The sequence below is a fragment of the Saccharopolyspora sp. NPDC045839 genome, from assembly GCF_056431645.1.
On record NZ_JBWKKH010000012.1, the window covers coordinates 83867 to 101149 of the forward strand.

The 17283-nt window shown below is 70.3% G+C and carries 15 protein-coding genes; 8 read left to right on the top strand and 7 right to left on the bottom strand.

Annotated elements, in window-relative coordinates:
* Positions 1 to 187 precede the first annotated feature (187 nt).
* A complete protein-coding gene (locus tag AC07EQ_RS18970) occupies positions 188 to 1702 on the top strand; it encodes an APC family permease (protein ID WP_478389226.1) in 1515 nt (504 codons plus the stop codon).
* Between the two features lie 30 nt (positions 1703 to 1732).
* Positions 1733 to 3421 (top strand): amidohydrolase, encoded by a 1689-nt coding sequence (locus AC07EQ_RS18975; RefSeq protein WP_478389227.1) that lies wholly within the window; start codon positions 1733 to 1735, stop codon positions 3419 to 3421.
* 211 nt (positions 3422 to 3632) lie between these two features.
* Here AC07EQ_RS18975 and AC07EQ_RS18980 read toward each other — a convergent pair whose 3' ends face one another.
* Positions 3633 to 5027 carry an NAD(P)/FAD-dependent oxidoreductase gene (locus tag AC07EQ_RS18980; RefSeq protein WP_478389228.1) on the bottom strand — a complete coding sequence of 465 codons (1395 nt, stop codon included), beginning with the start codon at positions 5025 to 5027 and terminating at the stop codon, positions 3633 to 3635.
* Positions 5028 to 5245: 218 nt separating this feature from the next.
* Here AC07EQ_RS18980 and AC07EQ_RS18985 point away from each other — a divergent pair, with 218 nt between their 5' ends.
* The gene (locus AC07EQ_RS18985; protein ID WP_478389229.1) at positions 5246 to 6001 is read left to right on the top strand and encodes a TetR/AcrR family transcriptional regulator; all 756 of its coding nucleotides are present in this window, start codon (positions 5246 to 5248) and stop codon (positions 5999 to 6001) included.
* A 194-nt stretch (positions 6002 to 6195) separates the two neighbouring features.
* Entirely contained in the window at positions 6196 to 6561 is a 366-nt protein-coding gene (locus AC07EQ_RS18990; protein WP_478389230.1) for a peptidase inhibitor family I36 protein, read from the top strand.
* Positions 6562 to 6774: 213 nt separating this feature from the next.
* Here the strand turns inward: AC07EQ_RS18990 and eda are convergent, their stop codons facing one another.
* Genes eda through manD form a run of 6 tightly spaced genes read right to left on the bottom strand, consistent with a single transcriptional unit; the run spans position 6775 to position 13475 of the window.
* Positions 6775 to 7401 carry a bifunctional 4-hydroxy-2-oxoglutarate aldolase/2-dehydro-3-deoxy-phosphogluconate aldolase gene (gene eda, locus AC07EQ_RS18995; protein WP_478389231.1) on the bottom strand — a complete coding sequence of 209 codons (627 nt, stop codon included), beginning with the start codon at positions 7399 to 7401 and terminating at the stop codon, positions 6775 to 6777.
* Complete coding sequence (locus AC07EQ_RS19000) at positions 7398 to 8360, bottom strand: sugar kinase (RefSeq protein WP_478389232.1); 963 nt, start codon at positions 8358 to 8360, stop codon at positions 7398 to 7400. The genes eda and AC07EQ_RS19000 overlap by 4 nt, the downstream gene beginning before the upstream one ends.
* Complete coding sequence (locus AC07EQ_RS19005; protein ID WP_478389233.1) at positions 8357 to 9397, bottom strand: L-idonate 5-dehydrogenase; 1041 nt, start codon at positions 9395 to 9397, stop codon at positions 8357 to 8359. The genes AC07EQ_RS19000 and AC07EQ_RS19005 overlap by 4 nt, the downstream gene beginning before the upstream one ends.
* On the bottom strand, positions 9394 to 10764 hold the full coding sequence (locus AC07EQ_RS19010) for an MFS transporter (protein ID WP_478389234.1): 1371 nt from the start codon (positions 10762 to 10764) through the stop codon (positions 9394 to 9396). Before AC07EQ_RS19010 ends, AC07EQ_RS19005 begins: the two co-directional genes overlap by 4 nt.
* 42 nt (positions 10765 to 10806) lie before the next feature.
* Entirely contained in the window at positions 10807 to 12261 is a 1455-nt protein-coding gene (locus AC07EQ_RS19015; RefSeq protein ID WP_478389364.1) for a mannitol dehydrogenase family protein, read from the bottom strand.
* Positions 12262 to 12266: 5 nt separating this feature from the next.
* Positions 12267 to 13475 (bottom strand): D-mannonate dehydratase ManD, encoded by a 1209-nt coding sequence (manD, locus tag AC07EQ_RS19020; protein WP_478389235.1) that lies wholly within the window; start codon positions 13473 to 13475, stop codon positions 12267 to 12269.
* A 121-nt stretch (positions 13476 to 13596) separates the two neighbouring features.
* Between manD and AC07EQ_RS19025 the strand changes: the two genes are divergently transcribed.
* The 4 genes from AC07EQ_RS19025 (at position 13597) to AC07EQ_RS19040 (ending at position 17281) form a co-directional block, all read left to right on the top strand.
* Positions 13597 to 14310: a GntR family transcriptional regulator gene (locus tag AC07EQ_RS19025; RefSeq protein WP_478389236.1), complete on the top strand. Its 714-nt coding sequence runs from the start codon at positions 13597 to 13599 to the stop codon at positions 14308 to 14310.
* 332 nt (positions 14311 to 14642) lie between these two features.
* Positions 14643 to 15839 carry an epoxide hydrolase family protein gene (locus tag AC07EQ_RS19030; RefSeq protein WP_478389237.1) on the top strand — a complete coding sequence of 399 codons (1197 nt, stop codon included), beginning with the start codon at positions 14643 to 14645 and terminating at the stop codon, positions 15837 to 15839.
* A gap of 40 nt (positions 15840 to 15879) precedes the next feature.
* Positions 15880 to 16494 (top strand): LysR substrate-binding domain-containing protein, encoded by a 615-nt coding sequence (locus AC07EQ_RS19035; RefSeq protein ID WP_478389238.1) that lies wholly within the window; start codon positions 15880 to 15882, stop codon positions 16492 to 16494.
* Between the two features lie 571 nt (positions 16495 to 17065).
* Positions 17066 to 17281, top strand: coding sequence for an acyl-CoA dehydrogenase family protein (locus AC07EQ_RS19040; RefSeq protein WP_478389239.1), 216 nt, complete (start codon positions 17066 to 17068; stop codon positions 17279 to 17281).
* Positions 17282 to 17283 lie beyond the last annotated feature (2 nt).

Here is a 17283-nt window from a genome sequence, read left to right on the forward strand (position 1 = left end):
CGCCGCATCGCCCGCTCGGCAGCGGCGAGTGAACCGCATGCTTACCGCACGGCAGCACTGCTTCTGGCGGTCGCGGAAGATTCGCGCCTTATGTCAACACCGTTGACGCGGGGGTTGGGGTCAGGTGTGATGTCGGGCACCGCGCAACACGCCCGTCGCCATCCTCACACCTGCCAGGAGTCGCGTGATGTCCACGTCCTCGCCCAGGCCCCCTGGCGGCCCGACCGCTCCGGAATCGGCCGCCCCGAAATCGATCGCCCTGCCCAAGATCCTCGGCGTCGCCGATGGCGTCGCCATCGCCCTGTCGAACGTCAGCCCGGTCGTGTCGATCGGCGTCGGCCTTGGCACCATCGGAGCGGTCATCGGCGTCGCAGGGCTGCCGGCCGTGTTCCTGCTCGCGTTCCTGCCGATCGCCGGTATCGCGTTCGCCTTCGCCAAACTCAACGAGTACGACCGCAACTGCGGTACCGCGTACGTGTGGGTCGGCAAGGTGCTCGGTCCCTGGTGGGGCTACCTCATCGGCTGGATGATGCTGGCCTCCAGCATCATCTTCCTCGCCTACTCGGCTCCGCTCGCCGGGGATTACGGCCTGCAGACCCTGGTCGCCTTCGGAGTCGACGGCGTCGCGTCCCTGCACCCCGGCCTGTACCAGTTCGTGGCGACCGTCGCGGGTGTGGCGTTGCTAGCCGGCCTGACGTGGCTTGCGGCGTGCGGCATCGACATCTGCGCGAAGTACCAGAAGGTGCTCGTCGTCATCGAGGCCGGCACTGTTGCCTTCTTCTGCGGTTGGGCGCTGCTGGACGGGGATGTGGCAGAGTTCAGCTGGTCCTGGTTCTCCCCGACCGTCTTTCCTGCACCATCGGTGCTTGCGACGGGCTTGGTGCTGTCGGTCTACATGTACTGGGGCTGGGAAGCCGCGTTCGCCGTCACCGAGGAGACCGCCGACCGGCGCACCTCGTCCAGAGGCGGCTTCACCACGCTGCTGATCGTGCTCGCGCTGTTCCTGTTCGCCTCCGTCTCGTTCCAGAAGGCGATCACGCCGGAAGAGCTCGTGGAGCACGGGGCCTCCGCGCTGCCCTACCTCGGCGGCAAGCTCGCGGGGCCGGTGGGCGCGGCCGTGGCGACCGGGGTGCTGTTCCTGTGCATCATTTCCTGCATCCAGTCCGTCCTCATCGGGGTGGCACGCGGGGCGCTGGCGATGGGACGGGATGGTGTGCTGGGAACCGTCTGGACGAAGCTGCACCCCAGGCGGGCGACGCCGGCTCGCGGAACCGCCGTCATCGCGCTGATCTCGGGCGTGCTCGCCTTCGTCTCGCTGGGACTCGGGACGGTCAACACGATCATCGTCGGATCGGTGACCGCGGTGGGCATCCTCGTCTCGTTCTCCTACGCGCTCACCGGAATCGCGTCTGCCGTGCTCTTCCTCCCACGCGCCCTCGGCAACCTGCGCGTGCTCGTCACCGCGGTCATCGTTCCGCTGTTGTCGGGCCTCGTGCTCGCCGGGCTCGGCGGCTACCTCGCGTACTTGAACTGGACCAGCACCGACGGCTTCGCCTTCGACGCCGCCAACGGGCGGTTCCTGACCCTGCTGCCCGTCGCGATTCTCGTGCTGGGAATCCCGCTGGGCATGTGGAAGAAGCACGTGCGCAAGTCGCCGTACTTCATCCCCGGCGCGGAACGCGTCGATCCACCGCAGCACTGACAACTCCAACGTGGAAGGAACCTCATCAAGATGACAACGGCGACCGACCGCCACGCAGACCTCGTCCTGACCGGAGCCCGGGTCCGGCTCGGTTCCGGCCGTTGGGCCGGTGCCGTGGCGGTCCGAGACGGGATCATCGCCGCGGTCGGCGAGGAATCCGACGTGCTCGACCTGGCCGGCCGCCGCACCCGGGTCGTCTCAGCCAGGGGCGGGTTGGTCGTCCCGGGCTTCCAGGACAGCCATGTACACGCTCCGTCCGCTGGACGTGACCGCCGGCGGCTGTGGTTGCACGACCTGGTTGGGCGCCACGCCTACCTGGACGCGATCGCGGAGTACGCCCAGGCGCATCCCGCGGAGCCGTGGATCCTCGGCGGCGGCTGGTCGATGGAGTGCTTCCCAGGTGGTACACCGCGCAAGGAGGACTTGGACGCGATCGTGCCGGACCGGCCTGTCTTCCTCGTCAACCGCGACGGACATGGGGCGTGGGTCAATTCCCGCGCCTTGCAGGTCGCGGGGATCGACAGGGACACTGCCGACCCGGCCGACGGCCGGATCGAGCGGGATCCCGCCACCGGCGAGCCCAGCGGCACGTTGCACGAGGGAGCCGCCTACCGCGTGAACGACGAACTCGTACCGCCTCCCGCCCGGGCCGAGTGGGAGGCGGCGATCCTGGACGCACAGGCGTATCTGCACTCGCTGGGGATCACGGGTTGGCAGGACGCCTGGGTCAGTCCCGAGACCCAGGAGGCGTACCAGGTGCTGGCCGCTGACGGGCGGTTGACCGCCCGCGTGGTCGGGGCGCTGTGGTGGGACCGGCACCAGGGCCTGGAACAGATCCCGGAGCTGCTGGCACGCCGTGAGCTCGGGTCGAAGGCCGACGCTGCCCCGAGCGGCGGACCAGGTTCGGGTTTCCACCCGCGGACCGTCAAGATCATGATTGACGGGGTGCTGGAGAACCGCACCGGTGCCCTGCTGGAGCCCTACTGCGACGGCTGCGGCGGCCAGGGCGGCAACCGCGGGATCAGCTTCATCGAACCCGAGTTGCTCGCCGCAGCCATCACCGAACTGGACGCGGCGGGCTTCCAGGTCCACATGCACGCCATCGGGGACCACGCCGTGCGCAACGCGCTGGACTCCGTCGAAGCGGCTCGCACGGCCAACGGCCCGTCCGACCGCAGGCACCACATCGCCCACATCCAAGTGGTGCAGCCGCAGGACGTCAGGCGTTTCGCGGAGCTGGACGTCGTCGCCAACTGCCAGACGTACTGGGCGCAGCACGAGCCGCAGATGGACGAGCTCACGCTGCCGGTGCTGGGGTCGGAGCGCGCGGCGATGCAGTACCCGTTCGCGGACCTGCTGGCCTCGGGGGCGCGGTTGGCGATGGGCAGTGACTGGCCGGTGACGACCGCGGACCCGTTGGCACAGATGGAGGTCGCGGTCACCCGGATCGACCCGGAGAACCGCGGCAACGCCCCGTTCCTGCCCAGCCAGCGGCTCACCCTCGACGATGCCCTCGACGCCTTCACGGCCGGGTCCGCCTTCGTCAACCACGATGCCCACGGTGGCGCGGTCGAGGTCGGTCGCCGCGCTGACCTCACCCTGCTCGACAGCGATATCTGCGCTCCAGGCTTCGTCACCGCGGACAAGGCACCCCTGGCAGACGCCCGGGTGCTGCTGACCGTGGCGGGAGGCGCGGTGGTCCACGACATCCTGAGCTGACGGCGGGTCCGCCACGCGGCTCGGCTACCCGTAGCCGGGCCGCGTTCCTCGTCTGCTGGTTTCGAAGACCGATTCAGCGAGCCGTCCATCGGAAAGGCCCGCGGCTCGCTCCACGACCTTGCGATGACCACTGTGGACTTTCGCGCGCAGCTCGCCGACGACGCCGAGGCCGCACAGCGGGTGACGCCGTGCGGCCTCGGTTCGCGGATTCTCAGCTGTCGAAGCCGAGGCCGAGCCGGTCGAGGGCCTGGAGCCAGAGGTTGCGGCGACCGGCGTTGCGGTCGGCGCGCGCCATGGACCACTTGGTCAGCGAGACCCCGGCCGAGCGGATCGGTTCCGGCGGCCAGGGCATCGGCTTGCGGCGGACCATCTCCAACGCGGTGCGCTCGGTCTGCTCGCCGGCGAGGAGGTCCAGCATCACCTGAGCACCGAAGCGGCTTGCGCCGACACCGAGGCCGGTGTAGCCGGCTGCATATGCGACCTTGCCGTGGTAGGCGGTGTCGAAGAAGACCGAGAAGCGGGCGCAGGTGTCGATCGCACCGCCCCAGGCGTGGGTGAAGCGAAGTCCTTCCAGCTGCGGGAAGGTCTGGAAGAAGTGCTCGGCCAGGGTGCGGAAGACCTGCGGGCGCTGGTCGTGCTCGGCGCGTACCCGGCCGCGGTAGTGGTAGACGGCGTCGTAGCCGCCCCACAGGATCCGGTTGTCCGCCGAGATCCGCACGTAGTGGAACTGGTTGCCGCTGTCGGAAAAGCCCTGCCGGTTGCGCCAGCCGAGCGAGGCGAGCCGGTCGTCGGTCAGGGGCTCGGTCATCAGGGCGTAGTCGTACACCGGCATGGTGTAGGGGCGGTGGCGGCGGAGCGGGGAGGGGAAGGCGTTGGTGGCAAGCGCGACCCGGCGTGCGCGCACGCTGCCGTAGGAAGTGCGGACGACGACCTGGCCACCGTCCTCGGCGATGGTGGTGGCGGGGGTGTGCTCGAAGAGCCGCACGCCGGTGTCCAGACACGCCTGTTTGAGGCCCCAGGCGAGGCGGGCCGGGTTGACCATCGCGACTCCGTCCCGGTCCCAGACCGCGCCGAGGAAGGTCGGCGAGTTGATCTCGGCGCGCACGGCCTCGGCGTCCATGGCGATCAGTTCGCTGCCGTAACGTGCGGCGATCCCGGGGAGCTCGTGCAGTTCGTCGACTTGGTGAGGCTCGGTCGCGACGGCGAGTTCGCCGGTGCGTTCCCAGTCGCAGTCGATGTCGTAGCGCCGGACGGTGTCCTCGATGGACTGCAGGTTCTCCCGCCCGAGTCGTTCCAGCCGGGCGAGCTCGCCGGGCCAGCGTCGCAGGCCGTTGCCCAGGCCGTGGGTGAGGCTGGCCGCGCAGAAGCCGCCGTTGCGCCCGGAGGCGGCCCAGCCGGACTCCCGGCCCTCGATCAGGACGACGTCCAGCGAGGGGTCGCGTTCCTTGGCGAGCAACGCGGTCCACAGGCCGCTGTACCCGCCACCCACCACCAGCAGGTCGCAGCAGGTGTCGGAGACCAGCGCAGAGGTGGCCTGCGGTCGTCCGGGGTCGTCCAGCCAGAAGGGGGCGGGCTTGGCGTCCTGGAGGGATCGCACCGGATCCATGGGGGTAGCACTCCTTCTGTGCTCGGTGGATCTCCATGACACAGCCGGGCACAGATAACGTCAATGGTGTTGTCGTAAGGGGCGGGTGCGGGTTTGTTGCCGACAGGAACGCGATGACAGCCGGGAGTGCTGGTGGGTTCGCTGAGTCAACGGCGTTGACGTAATTTTGCGGGGACGCCGATACTGGAGTACCGCACGAGCGAGCACCGGAGGTCCTGATGGCGAGCACGCAGCGAGTTGCACATGAACGGCAACGACGGCGCCGCACGCGCAGCGGCGTGCTGCTCTCCACCGACACGATCATCGACTGCGCTCTGCGGCTCAGCCACGAGCACGGCCCCGATGCCCTCAGCGTCCGCCGCCTGGGTGCCGCGCTCGGCTGCGACCCCAGCGCGATCTACCGCTACTTCCACGACACGGACGACCTTCTGCTCGCCATCGCGGACCGCCTGGTCGGCCGAGCTGTGGAAGGCCTCCAGGTCGGCGACGACTGGATGGCCGGGCTGCGTGAGATGGCGCACCGGATTCGCGACAACTACCAGGCCCAACCCCGGGTGGCCGTGCTCGTCGCATCCCGCGTCACCCGCCGCGAGAACGAGTTCCGCGCGGTGGAAACCGGTGTCTCCCTGCTCCTGCGGGCGGGATTCGATGCCCGCACCGCGGTCCGGCACTACCACGCCTTCATCGACACGGTCCTCGGTCACGCGGCTCTGGACGTGGCCGCCCTGGCCCTGCCGAAGGACAAGTACGAAGCGGACGCGCAAGCCTGGACGGATGCCTACCAAGCCCTGCCCGCGGAGACCTATCCCGCGATCGCCGCGGTACGGCACGAACTGCCCAGGATGGCGGGCAGTTCGTTCGACAACGCAGTCGATCTGATGATCTCGGCCATAGCCGCGCAAGCCCCGGCCACCGAGGTCCGACCGAGGCGGACCGCACGCGCGGCAGACCGTGCCGGCAGGAAGTCCAAATAGGATTCTCAAGGCTGTCGGGCCCGACTTCCCCGAGAGGAACCCGTACGCCTCGTGGCAGCTCTACGACGTGAAGGCCGGAGGCCGCCGTCTGGGTGATGTGCGCGTTCTGGGGCAACAACGCTTTCGATCCGGACGTTTGTGCGGGAGGGGCCCGGGACGGGCCGGGCACCAATCGGACGCGAGGGGAATTGCTGATGAGATTCATTCGACGGGTAGGGCGAGGCGGGGTCGCCGTCGCTGCCGCGGTGATGCTGGCGACCACCGGCGCCGTGGCCGCACCGCAGCAGGCCTCGGCCGCTGAGGCCTGCCGGCCCAATGGTCTGTGTCTGTACTACAACACCGGATTCAACGACATGAGGTTCGTGACCGAGCGAACCGGAGTCGGCTGTTGGACCCTCCTCGTCTACGAGCTCCGCGATCACGTCAACTCCTACCGCAACAACCTGCCCGTCTACGCGGATTTCTTCGACGCCAACGGAAATCTCGCTTGGCGAATCCGTCCTGGCGGCAGCAGCTCCGACAGCAGGCCGTTCGGGGGCGAGTACGCGGTCTGCACCTAGCGAGAAGCAGCCTCAGCCGGCAATCGCCGGGGTTGGCCGGCTCGGCTGCAAACGCCTGCAACGAGCTCTGATCGGCATCCCTCCTTGTCGGGACGAGATGAGACACCTGGTGTGAGTGCCGGGTACCTGCGCGAGGGCGGGATCACAGCCGTGCGCTCGATGCGGCAGAGCTGCCAGGAGTGCCCTGGGCCCGGATGAACCGCTCGCGGACGACTACCCGCGCTCCGCGCCCGCTGCGCGGAGTGCGGCGGTCGATCGTTCGGTGACCTCGTCCCAGCGTTCCTCCCGCAGCAGGATTGGATCGACCATCCAGGACCCGCTCACGGCTGGAACCTGGGGCAGTGCGAGGTAGTCCGCCAGGTTCGACGCGGTTACGCCGCCCGAGGGCATGAACGTGAAGTCCCCGAACGGCGCCGCGAGCGCGCGGATCGCCGCCGGGCCCCCGAGGAGCCCGGCCGGGAAGAACTTCACCTCGGTGAGCCCGAGCGCGGTCACCGCCATCAGGTCGGAAGCCGTCGCCACCCCGGGCAGCGCAGGCACGCCGCGCGTGGCGGCACGAGCGAGCACGTCGTGCGAGACGCCCGGGCTCACCACGAACCGCGCGCCCGCGTCGACGACCCGGTCGACCTGATCGGGTAGCAGCACCGAGCCCGCGCCGACGGTCAGCTCGGGCAGTTCCGAAAGCGCGCGGATGCCCTCGATTCCCGCTTCGGTGCGCAGGGTGATCTCGACGACGTCGATCCCTCCGGCGAGCAGTGCCGCGCCGAGTGGCAGCGCCTGCGCCAGATCGTCCAGCACCACAACGGGAATGACCGGGCAGCGCCTCAACAACTCGGTCACCGGACGATCTCCCCGGCGAAAGCCTGCGACTCCAGTTCCGTGCGCGTGGGCAGTCCTTCCCAGTCGCCGGGCACGCCGCATACCGCCGAGCCGGCCGCGTTGCCGATCCGTAGGCATTCCGGGGCCGGACTGCCCGCGACCAGGCCGCTCAGGTATCCGGCGACGAATGCGTCACCCGCGCCGACGGGGTCGATGACGGTGACCGGCACCGCTGCCGCTCGGTGGATCCGGTCGCCGTCGAGAGCGAGCGATCCGAGGGCGCCGAGCTTGACCACCACCGTGCGCGGGCCGGTCTTGGCGAGCGCGTGCGCCAGGTCCTCGCCCGACTCGAACGAGGGCTCGCCGGGGTCGCGGCCCAGCAGCAGCGCGGCCTCCTCCGGCCCCGCGAACAAGACGTCTGCGGCCGCGGCGAGCCGGGCCAGGACCGGTGAAGCCTCCTGCGGCGACCACAGGGTCGCGCGGTGGTTGACGTCGAACGAGATCAGCGTGCCGGCGGCTCGCGCGAGCTCGATGACGTGGTCGAGGGCGCCGAGCGGCCCGGGTCCGAGCGCCGCGGTGATGCCCGTCAGGTGCACGACGTCGGCCGCGCCGATCAGCGGCTCATCGATGTCCGATGTGGACAGCCGTGAGGCCGCGCTGTCGCGCCGGTAGTAGCGGACGCGCCACGGCTTGCCGCCCCGCATCTCCTTGAGCATGAGCCCGGTCGGCGCATCGGGGTCGCGGTGCGCGAGCACCCGCACGCCCTCGGCGCGGATCTCGCGCGTCACCAGCGAGCCCAGCGCGTCGTCCCCGACGCGGCTGATCCAGGTGCAGGGCACGTCGAGCCGGGCCAGCCCGATGGCGACATTGGACTCCGCGCCCCCGATACCGACCGGCAGCGCCGAACCGGCCACGACACGTCCCTGCGCCGGGGTGTTCAGCAGCGCCATCGTCTCGCCCAGGGTCACGACCGGCGTCATTCGTTCCCTTCCTCGCCCAGCCGCAGGAGAACCTTGCTGCTGTTGCTCGTCCGGTCCGCCGCGACGGCGAGCGCCGCCGCGGCATCGTCGAGGTCGAAGGTGTGGGTGATGAGCGGGTCGACGTCCAGCCCGTCGGCCAGGGCGCCGAGCGCGTCGGTGATCTCGTCGACGAACCGGTACGAGCCGATCCAGGTGATCTCCCTGGTCACCAGGTCGCCGAGGGCGGCGGGCGCCGGCTCGCCGGGCAGGTTGCCGACCTGCACGAGCGTGCCCCCGCGCGCGGTCGCGCGTAGCACCGGCCCGAGCGCGCCCGGCGCGCCCGACGCCTCGAAGACCAGCTCGACGTCCTCGGGCAGCGAATCGCCCGCGGCGAGGTTCCGCACCTCGTCGGCGCCGAGGCGTTCTGCGATGCGCAGCGCGGGAGCGGCGAGATCGGCAGCGATCACCGTGCCAGCCCCGCGGTGCTTCGCCGCAGCCACGACGAGCGTGCCGATCGGCCCGGCCCCGTTGACCAGCACCGTCCGCCCCGCCAGGTCCCCGGCGCGGTTCACCGCGTGCAGCGCGACCGCGAGCGGTTCCGCCAGCGCGCCCCGCCGAGTGCTCACCCCGTCCGGCAGCGGCCGCAGCTGATCGGCGCGCACGGCCCGGAACTCGCTGAAACCGCCGTCGGTGTGCGGGTGGAACGCCGCCGAGCCGAAGTACCGGACCCGGGGATGGAGGTTCGTGCGCCCGGCGAGCCGCTCGGGCAGCGTTTCGGGACCGACCAGCTCGGCCGGGTGGACGGTGACCGGCTGGCCGACCTCGACCCCGGCCACCCCGCGGCCGACGCTCGCGACCCGCCCGGCTACCTCGTGCCCCAGCACCAGCGGATGCTTCAGCACCGCCGTACCGGAGCCGCCGTGCCGCCAGTAGGACACGTCCGAACCGCAGATGCCCCCCCACTCCATGGCGATGACGACCTCGCCGTCGCCGGGCACCGGATCCGGCAGCCGATCGACCCTGACGTCGCCGGGGCCATGCACGACCACGGCCCTCATACCGCGTCCTCCAGCCGGACCAGGTCACGACCGCGGGTCTCCGGCGAGAAGTACGCCGCCGCGAAGGTGATCAACGAATAGGCGATGAGCATCGCCGCGATGGGCCACCAGTGCCCGGTCACGGCGGTGAGCGTGGCGGCCAGCACCGGGCCGATCGCGGTAGCCAGGACGCCGCCGATCTCCTTGGCCACGGCGAGCTGGGTGAAGCGGTTCCGAGAGCCGAACATCTCCGCCATCGTGACGCTCTCCAGCGAGAACAGCCCGAGCACGCCGATGTTCAGCCCCACGACCATCGCCACGGATAGCGCCACGGTGTGCCCGGCGGCGATCGTCGCCATCATCGGCACCGCGAGCACGATGGTCAGCGCCGTCATCGCGAGGTACACGGGGCGACGGCCGAACCGGTCGCCCAGCGCGCCCACCAGCGGAACCGTGACGAACCCCAGCAGCGAGCCGTAGACGATCGCGGACGTCGGCACGGACTTGCTCACCAGCAGGTTCGTGGCGATGTAGCCGACGAGGAAGGTCTGCACCAGACCGGAGTTCCCGGCCTGGCCGAACCGCAGCCCCAGCGTCAGCAGGAACGCCTTGCCCTTGCTCTGGCGCAGCCCCGCCTCCAGCGAGTGCTCACCGGACTTCTCGATCTCGCTGCGCGACAGGGCGACACCGCCGACGACGTCGGGCCGCTCCTCGAAGACCGGGCTCTCCTTGAGGTTCGAGCGCATCCACACGCCGAGCAGCAGCAGCACGAAGCTCAGCAGGAACGGCAGCCGCCAGCCCCAGCTGAGCAGCTGCTCGTCCGACAGCACCGCCAGCAGCACCGCCCACAGCCCGGACGCGGCGAGCGTGCCGGAGTTGGTGCCCAGCGCCGCCAGCGACGCGATGAGGCCGCGGCGTTTCGCCGGCGCGTACTCGGCCAGCATGACCGTAGCGCCGGCGATCTCCGCGCCCGCACCGAAACCCTGGACGAGCCGCAGCACGACGAGCAGGATCGGCGCGGCGATGCCGATCATCTGGTACGGCGGGAGCACGCCGATCAGCGTCGTCGAGCCGCCCATCAGCATGATCGTGAGGAACAGGACCCTCTTGCGGCCGATCCGGTCCCCCATTCGTCCGAAGTAGACGGCGCCGACGAGGCGCGCGACGTACCCGACGCCGTAGGTGGCCATCGCGGCGATCAGCCCGATGGCCGGGCTCACGTCGGGGAAGAAGATCTTGTTGAAGACGATGGCGGCGGCCAGCGAGTACAGCTGGAAGTCCATGAACTCCATGGCCGTGCCGAGCCAGCCGGACACGGCGGCGCGGCTGAGGTCCCGCGTCGTCCGCCGTACGGAGCCGTCCGGCTCCGTCTGCGTGCTCTCAGTCATCCGTGCGCTCCTTTGCTTCACGTACTGGGGGTGCGGGCGGTCTCACAACTCGACTCGGCCCGCGCGCAGAGCCGGTAGGTGGCCGGCGACCGCGGACACGAGGCCCGCGTCCTCGGCCAAGTCGGTGGCGCCGATGGCGGTCAGCAGCCGCGCGACCACGGCCGGTTCGGCGGCGCCTCGCCAGCACCGCGCGAGCGCCTCCGCGGCCGGATCGTCCGTACCGAACACCTGGCCTCCGCCGTCGCCGGGGCGGGTGGCGTTGACCCAGGCGGCCAGCGCGAGTTCCAGCACGGGCGTGGCCGTCGCGCCGGCCCGGAGCTCGCGCAGGGCGGGAAGCCAACGCTCGGGGATCTTCAGCGATCCGTCCGAACCGATCTGCCGCAGCCGGTGGCCGATGGCCGGATTGCCGAACCGCTCGACCAGGGCGTCGACGTACCTGGCGACGTCGAGCCCCGCCTCCGGCAGGGTCGCCGAGACCTCCGCGGCGAAGCGGCGGACCGCCCGCTCGCCCCAGTCCGAACCCAGGGCGTCGGCGACGGTGTCGCACCCGGCGGCGAGCCCGAGGTACGCCAGGGTCGAGTGGGATCCGTTGAGCAGGCGCAGTTTCATCAGCTGGTGCGGGCCGGCGTCGGGAACGACGAGCGCGCCGTCCAGCTCCCACGGCGGGCGTTCGGCGGCGAAGCGGTCCTCCAGCACCCACTGGCGGAACGGCTCACCCGCCACCGGCGTCTCGTCGTGCAAGCCGAGCGCCTTCGATGCGGCCGCCCGGTCCTCGGGCGTCGTCGCGGGGACGATGCGGTCGACCACCGTCGAGGGGAACGCGACCGCGGTCTGCAACCAGTCGAGCAGTGCCTCCCGGTCCGGCCACGCCGATGCTTCGACGAAGCCGTGCACCACGGCCGCCAGCGCGGCGCCGTTGCCGGCCGCGTTGTCGCACGAGACGACGTTGACCGGGGCGCCGGAGGTCCGGAAGCGCACGGCGAGCGAGGCGGTGAGCCTACCGACGACGGTGCGCATCGGCGCCGGATCGCCGACCGCGGTCGCGGTCAGATCGGCGGTTACGCCGGGATCGGCGGTGTTCAGCAGCCCGGTACCGGGATCGCGCGAGTACCCCTTCTCGGTCACCGTCAACGTCACCGTGGTCACCTCGGGCGAGGCGATGAGCCGGTCGATGCGCTCGGCGTCCGCCCGCATCATCAGCGCGTCGAGCACCGAGCCGACCACCCGGATCCGGCCCTCGCCCGGCACCCGTTCGGTCATCGAGAACAGGCAGTCCTGGGCGCGGGCGGCCTCGACCGGGGCAGCCGAACGTGGCCCGACGGCGACGATCCCCCACGGCTGCCCGGATCGCGCCGAGGCTGCCTCGGTGTACACCGCCTGGTGCGCCCGGTGGAAGGCGCCGAGTCCGAAGTGGACGATTCGCGGCCGCAGCTCGCCGGGATCGACCAGCGGCCGCATCTCCGGACTGAGCTCGCCTGCCGTGGACCGGCTCAGCATCGCGCTCACCAGTCGTGCACCGAGCCGTCGAGGCGGCGTGCCACCGGCAGGTAGCGCGGCTCGTACGGGAAGTGCTCGGCGGCCTTCTCGTCGTACTCGACGCCCAGGCCGGGCTCTTCCGACGGGTGGAGCATGCCGTTCTCGAAGCGCACCCCGCTGCGGAAGACCTCCATCGTCTCGGATGCGTGCGGCATGTACTCCTGGATGCCGAAGTTCGGCACGGTGAGGTCGAGGTGCACCGCCGCGGCCAGGCTGACGGGGGACAGGTCGGTGGCGCCGTGCGAGCCGGTGCGGACCTGGTACAGCGCGGCCAGGTCGAAGATCCGCCGCAGGTGCGTGATCCCGCCCGCGTGCACCACGCTGGTGCGCACGTAGTCGATGAGCTGTTCGGTGATGAGGTGCTGGACGTCCCAGATCGACGACAGCACTTCGCCGACCGCGATCGGCGTGGTGGTGTGCTGGCGGATCAACCGGAAGGACTCCTGGTTCTCCGCGGGCGTGGGGTCTTCCATCCAGAACAGCCGGCAGTCCTCGACGCGCTTGCCGAACCGCGCGGCCTCGATCGGGGTGAGTCGGTGGTGCACGTCGTGCAGGAGGTGGAAGCCGAAGCCGAAGCGTTCGCGGATCGCCTCCAGGTACGTCGGGGCGTGGTCCAGGTACGCCTCGGTGGACCAGGGCTGCTCCTCCGGCAGCGAGGTGGCCGCGGGTTCGTAGACCACGCCCTTGCGCACCCCGTAGGTGCCGCCGATGCCCGGGACCGCGGCCTGCGCGCGGATCGCCTGGTAGCCGAGCTCGCGGAAGCGGGCGACGTCGTCGAGCAGCGACGGCACGTCGGTGCCGCTGGCGTGCGAGTACACCAGCACCCCGTCGCGCGAGCGGCCGCCGAGCAGCTGGTAGACGGGCAGGCCCGCGACCTTGCCCTTGATGTCCCAGAGCGCGGTGTCCACGGCCGCGATAGCGGTCATCGTCACCGGGCCGCGCCGCCAGTAAGCGCCGCGGTAGAGGTACTGCCAGATGTCCTCGATGCGGGCGGGGTCGCGGCCGATGAGCAGCGGGGCGACGTGGTCGCGCAAGTAGCTGGCCACCGCGAGCTCACGGCCGTTGAGCGTGGCGTCCCCGAGTCCGATCACCCCGTCCGACGTGGTCAGACGTAGCGTGACGAAGCTCCGGCCGGGCGAGGCGACGAACACCTCGGCCCGCTCGATCTTGCTCACAGGATCCGCTCCTTCGAGGACTCGCGACTGGTGTAGCAGCACTGGTATACAAGCATCTGTCGCGGAGAGGGTCAAGCACTGGTGTACTAGTTCGGCAAGCTTGTCTACTAGTGTTGGATCCGTGACAGAGGGGACCAGAGGGCGCACCAGCAGGCGGGCCGTCTACGAGACGCTGCGCCGCAAGATGCTGACGTTGGAGCTGAGGCCGGGGGCCGCGCTGTCGGAGAACGAGCTTGCCGCGAGCCTCGGCGTGAGCCGCACGCCCGTGCGCGAGAGCCTCATCCTCCTCTCCGAGGAGGGGCTGGTGCAGGTGTTTCCGCAGGTCGGTTCCTTCGTTTCCCGGGTCGACCTGCGGCGCGTGGCCGACGCCCAGTTCCTGCGCGAGGCCGTCGAACTCGCCGCACTCGACGACCTTCCAGCGGAACTCGACGGCGAGGTGGTCGCCGAGCTGGAGGCCTCTCTGGCGCGCCAGCAGGAGCCGCAGATCGATCTCGAGGACTTCTTCGCCCTCGACGAGGAGTTCCACCGCGGACTCCTGCGGCTGTCCGGCCACGAAAGCGCGTGGCCGACCGTGGTGTCCGCGAAGGGCCACCTCGACCGCGCGCGCCGCCTCGGGCTCTACGAGGCGAACTCGCCGCGCGTGTTCGTCGACCAGCACGTCCGGATCCTCGAGGCCGTGCTCGACCACGACCCGCCGCGCGCCCGCGAGACCATGCGCGCGCACCTGCGCGAGGTCTTCGCCGACATCGAGCGGATCCGCGAGCGCAGCCCGGACCTGTTCGTCACCAACTCCACCGCGACTCCCGTGCGGCGCAACGTCGTGGTCTGGGAGTGAACCCGGCGTTCGTGCCAGGTGGCGGTTGAGCGCCACGACGAGATCGGCGGGGGATTCCGCTACACGGCAGCACATCCCGGCGGGCGGCCCGCCACGCGTCCAAACTGGACGATCATCGCCGCGGTCGGGATGACTCACCACCGGCGCGGCTGCTGGTCCGCCTTGCGCGCGAGCATTCGAACAGCGTGGACGCGGTTTTCGGCCCGGGCAGCGCTGTCGACCGCCTTCCTGCGGCACGCCGGAGCCCGCCCCTCGGTCTATCGCAATTCTCGACCGCAGCACCGCAATCTCGAGCATGGGAGCGGTGACGACCCGTCGCTAGGATTTCGTCCATGATCGACATCTCTTCCGCCGAGGGCGCGCCACCCGAAGCCGAGCCCTTCCCGATGCGCGTCGCCGATCAGGACCTGGCCGATCTGCGTGCTCGTCTGGAGCGGGTCCGGCTTCCCGAACCCGAGACGGTGCCGGATGCGGCGCAGGGAATCGGACTGCGGCAGCTGACGGCGTTGCTCGACGTGTGGCGAGAGCACGACTGGCGTGCGCAGGAAGCCCGGTGGAACGCGATCCCGCACTACCGGATATGTCTCGACGGGCTGGGTATCGCGTTCTGGCACGTTCGGTCACCGGAGCCGACGGCTCTGCCCCTGCTGCTGACCCACGGCTGGCCGGGCTCGGTGTTCGAGTTCGAGGACGTGCTCGGGCCGCTCAGCGATCCGGTCGCGCACGGCGGTTCCGCCCGCGACGCCTTCCACGTGGTCGTTCCGGCATTGCCAGGTTTCGGTTTCAGCGACCGTCCCCGTGAACAGGGCTGGCACCCCGGCCGTACCGCCCGGGCGTGGGCCGAGCTGATGACCGTGCTGGGCTACCAGCGTTTCGGGGCGCACGGCGGGGATTGGGGTGCTCAGGTGAGTACCGAACTGGCGCGTCTGGCGCCAGATCGCGTCGCGGGCCTGCACCTGACGATGCCGTTGGCCTCGCCCCTGTCCGAAGACCGGATCGCACCGGACCCGGCCGAACAGCGCCTGCTGGACCGACGTGACGCGCACCTGCGCGACGGCTACGGCTTCGGGATGCTGATGGGAACGCGCCCGCAGACACTCGGCTACTCCCTGCTCGACTCCCCGGCCGGCCTGGCCGCGTGGCTCGGCGAGAAGTTCGCCGCCTACTCCGACACCCGCCCCGAGGTCGGGGGCGGTGTGAGCCTGGCGCGGCAGGTCGACACGATCGCGCTGTACTGGCTGACCGGCACCGGCGCCTCCTCCGCTCGGTGGTACTGGGAGGCGATGAGATGGGTGCCGCGCAGCGCGGAGGAGGAGAACGCGCGACCCGTGACCACTCCCACCGCCTGCTCGCTGTTCCCGGCCGATCCCTGGCCGACCGCCCGCAGCTGGGCGGAGCGTCGCTACCACGATCTCCGTTCCTGGCACGAGCTGGACCGTGGTGGCCACTTCCCGGGCCTGGAACAGCCGGGTCTGCTGGTGTCCGAGATCCGGGACGCGTTCCGGGATCTGCGCGACCACTCGTCCTGAACCACCACGCCGACCACGCGACGAGGCAGCGGAGCCGGTCGTGTTGGGGCTCCATGAGCTTCAGCGCCTCGCGGGTGCAGTAGAAGACTCGACGCGTGGGGTTCTCGCCGCCTTCGAGGCGGAGTGTCCCCGCGTCGAGGTCCGGTTCCAGGAGTTCCCGTGGGAGGACGCGTCGATCGGCCTCGACACCGACGAGTCGGATGTCGCGGTGCTGCACTGGCCGAACGGCCTTCCTGGCTTGGAGCAAGTCGTCGTCGACTCCATCGATCCCTGCGTGGCCCTGCCCAAGGGGCATCCGTTGGAGACGAGGCGGACCTTGGACGCCACCGAGCTTGCCGACCTGCCAACGGTCGCCTACCGCGCATCGGACGCTGCTTTCCTCGCGAGGTGGAACGTGGGACAGCCGGTCGTCCGGGCGCGGACGGCCTACGAGTGGATCGCCGCGGTTGCGACCGGACGCGGAGTCGGCATCACCAACTCGGATGCCCGTCGGTACGCGCACCTGCCGGGGCTGAGCTACTGCTCGGTCGTCGGCATCGAGCCGATGCACCTGGCTTTCGCGGCCAGGACGGAGAACTCCAGCCGGCACGTGCGGGCGTTGCTCGAGCACGCGCGCTTGGCGGCTGAGGCGAATCCCCACATCGCCCAGAGCTGAACCTCGCCGATTGCGCGCTTGACCGGCCGGTGACCGAGACGTCGCCACGGAGTCGGCTGAGAGCGAGCGCGACTGCCCCAGCTGTTGCGGGCCGCGGCGCTTATGACGATTGTCGATATGGGGAGCCGTTTTTGGCGACCGCCGACGATTATTCTTGGCTCGCGGCGTCCGGCTGTGAGCGATACGCGTGATTGTTGCCGCTGATATCGACTTTTGGGTTACTGGTCGGATTTTCGGGCCTGTCGATACGGCTACCGGGATGAACGCCCGAAAACATCGGATGGATGAGAAGGGCGCCGTCGGCCGGGGCCCAGGTCGGGAACGCGCTCTCCGCTTCGCCGGGCCGGACGGTTCGGGAAGCGATCGGCCTTCCGTCCACGAAGTCGTTGCGGAGATCTGCCGGTGCGGGGGAGATGCGGTCGCCCGCACCGGCAGCGCGTCGGACCGCGCCACCGCCTGAGCAGACGTTGTCGCGGAGAAGGAGTCACGTTGTTGTTCACCCAGGGTTTGCACCGGTCGCTCCAGCAGAAGCCGGACGCGATCGCGATCATCGACGGCGGCCGGGAGTTCAGTGAGCCTGTGCCGGAGCTACGTGCTTCCCCAGGCGTTCGAGGCGGCCTTCCAGATGATCCAGTACCACGGCGGTATCGGGTTCACCTGGGAGCACGACGCGCACCTGTACTACAAGCGCGCGGAGGCCAACGAAACCCTGTTGGGCACGGCAGAGGACGGCCCGGTGCGGATCGCTGCGCATCTGCTCGACCCGGTCGAGGCAGCGGAGGAATGAAG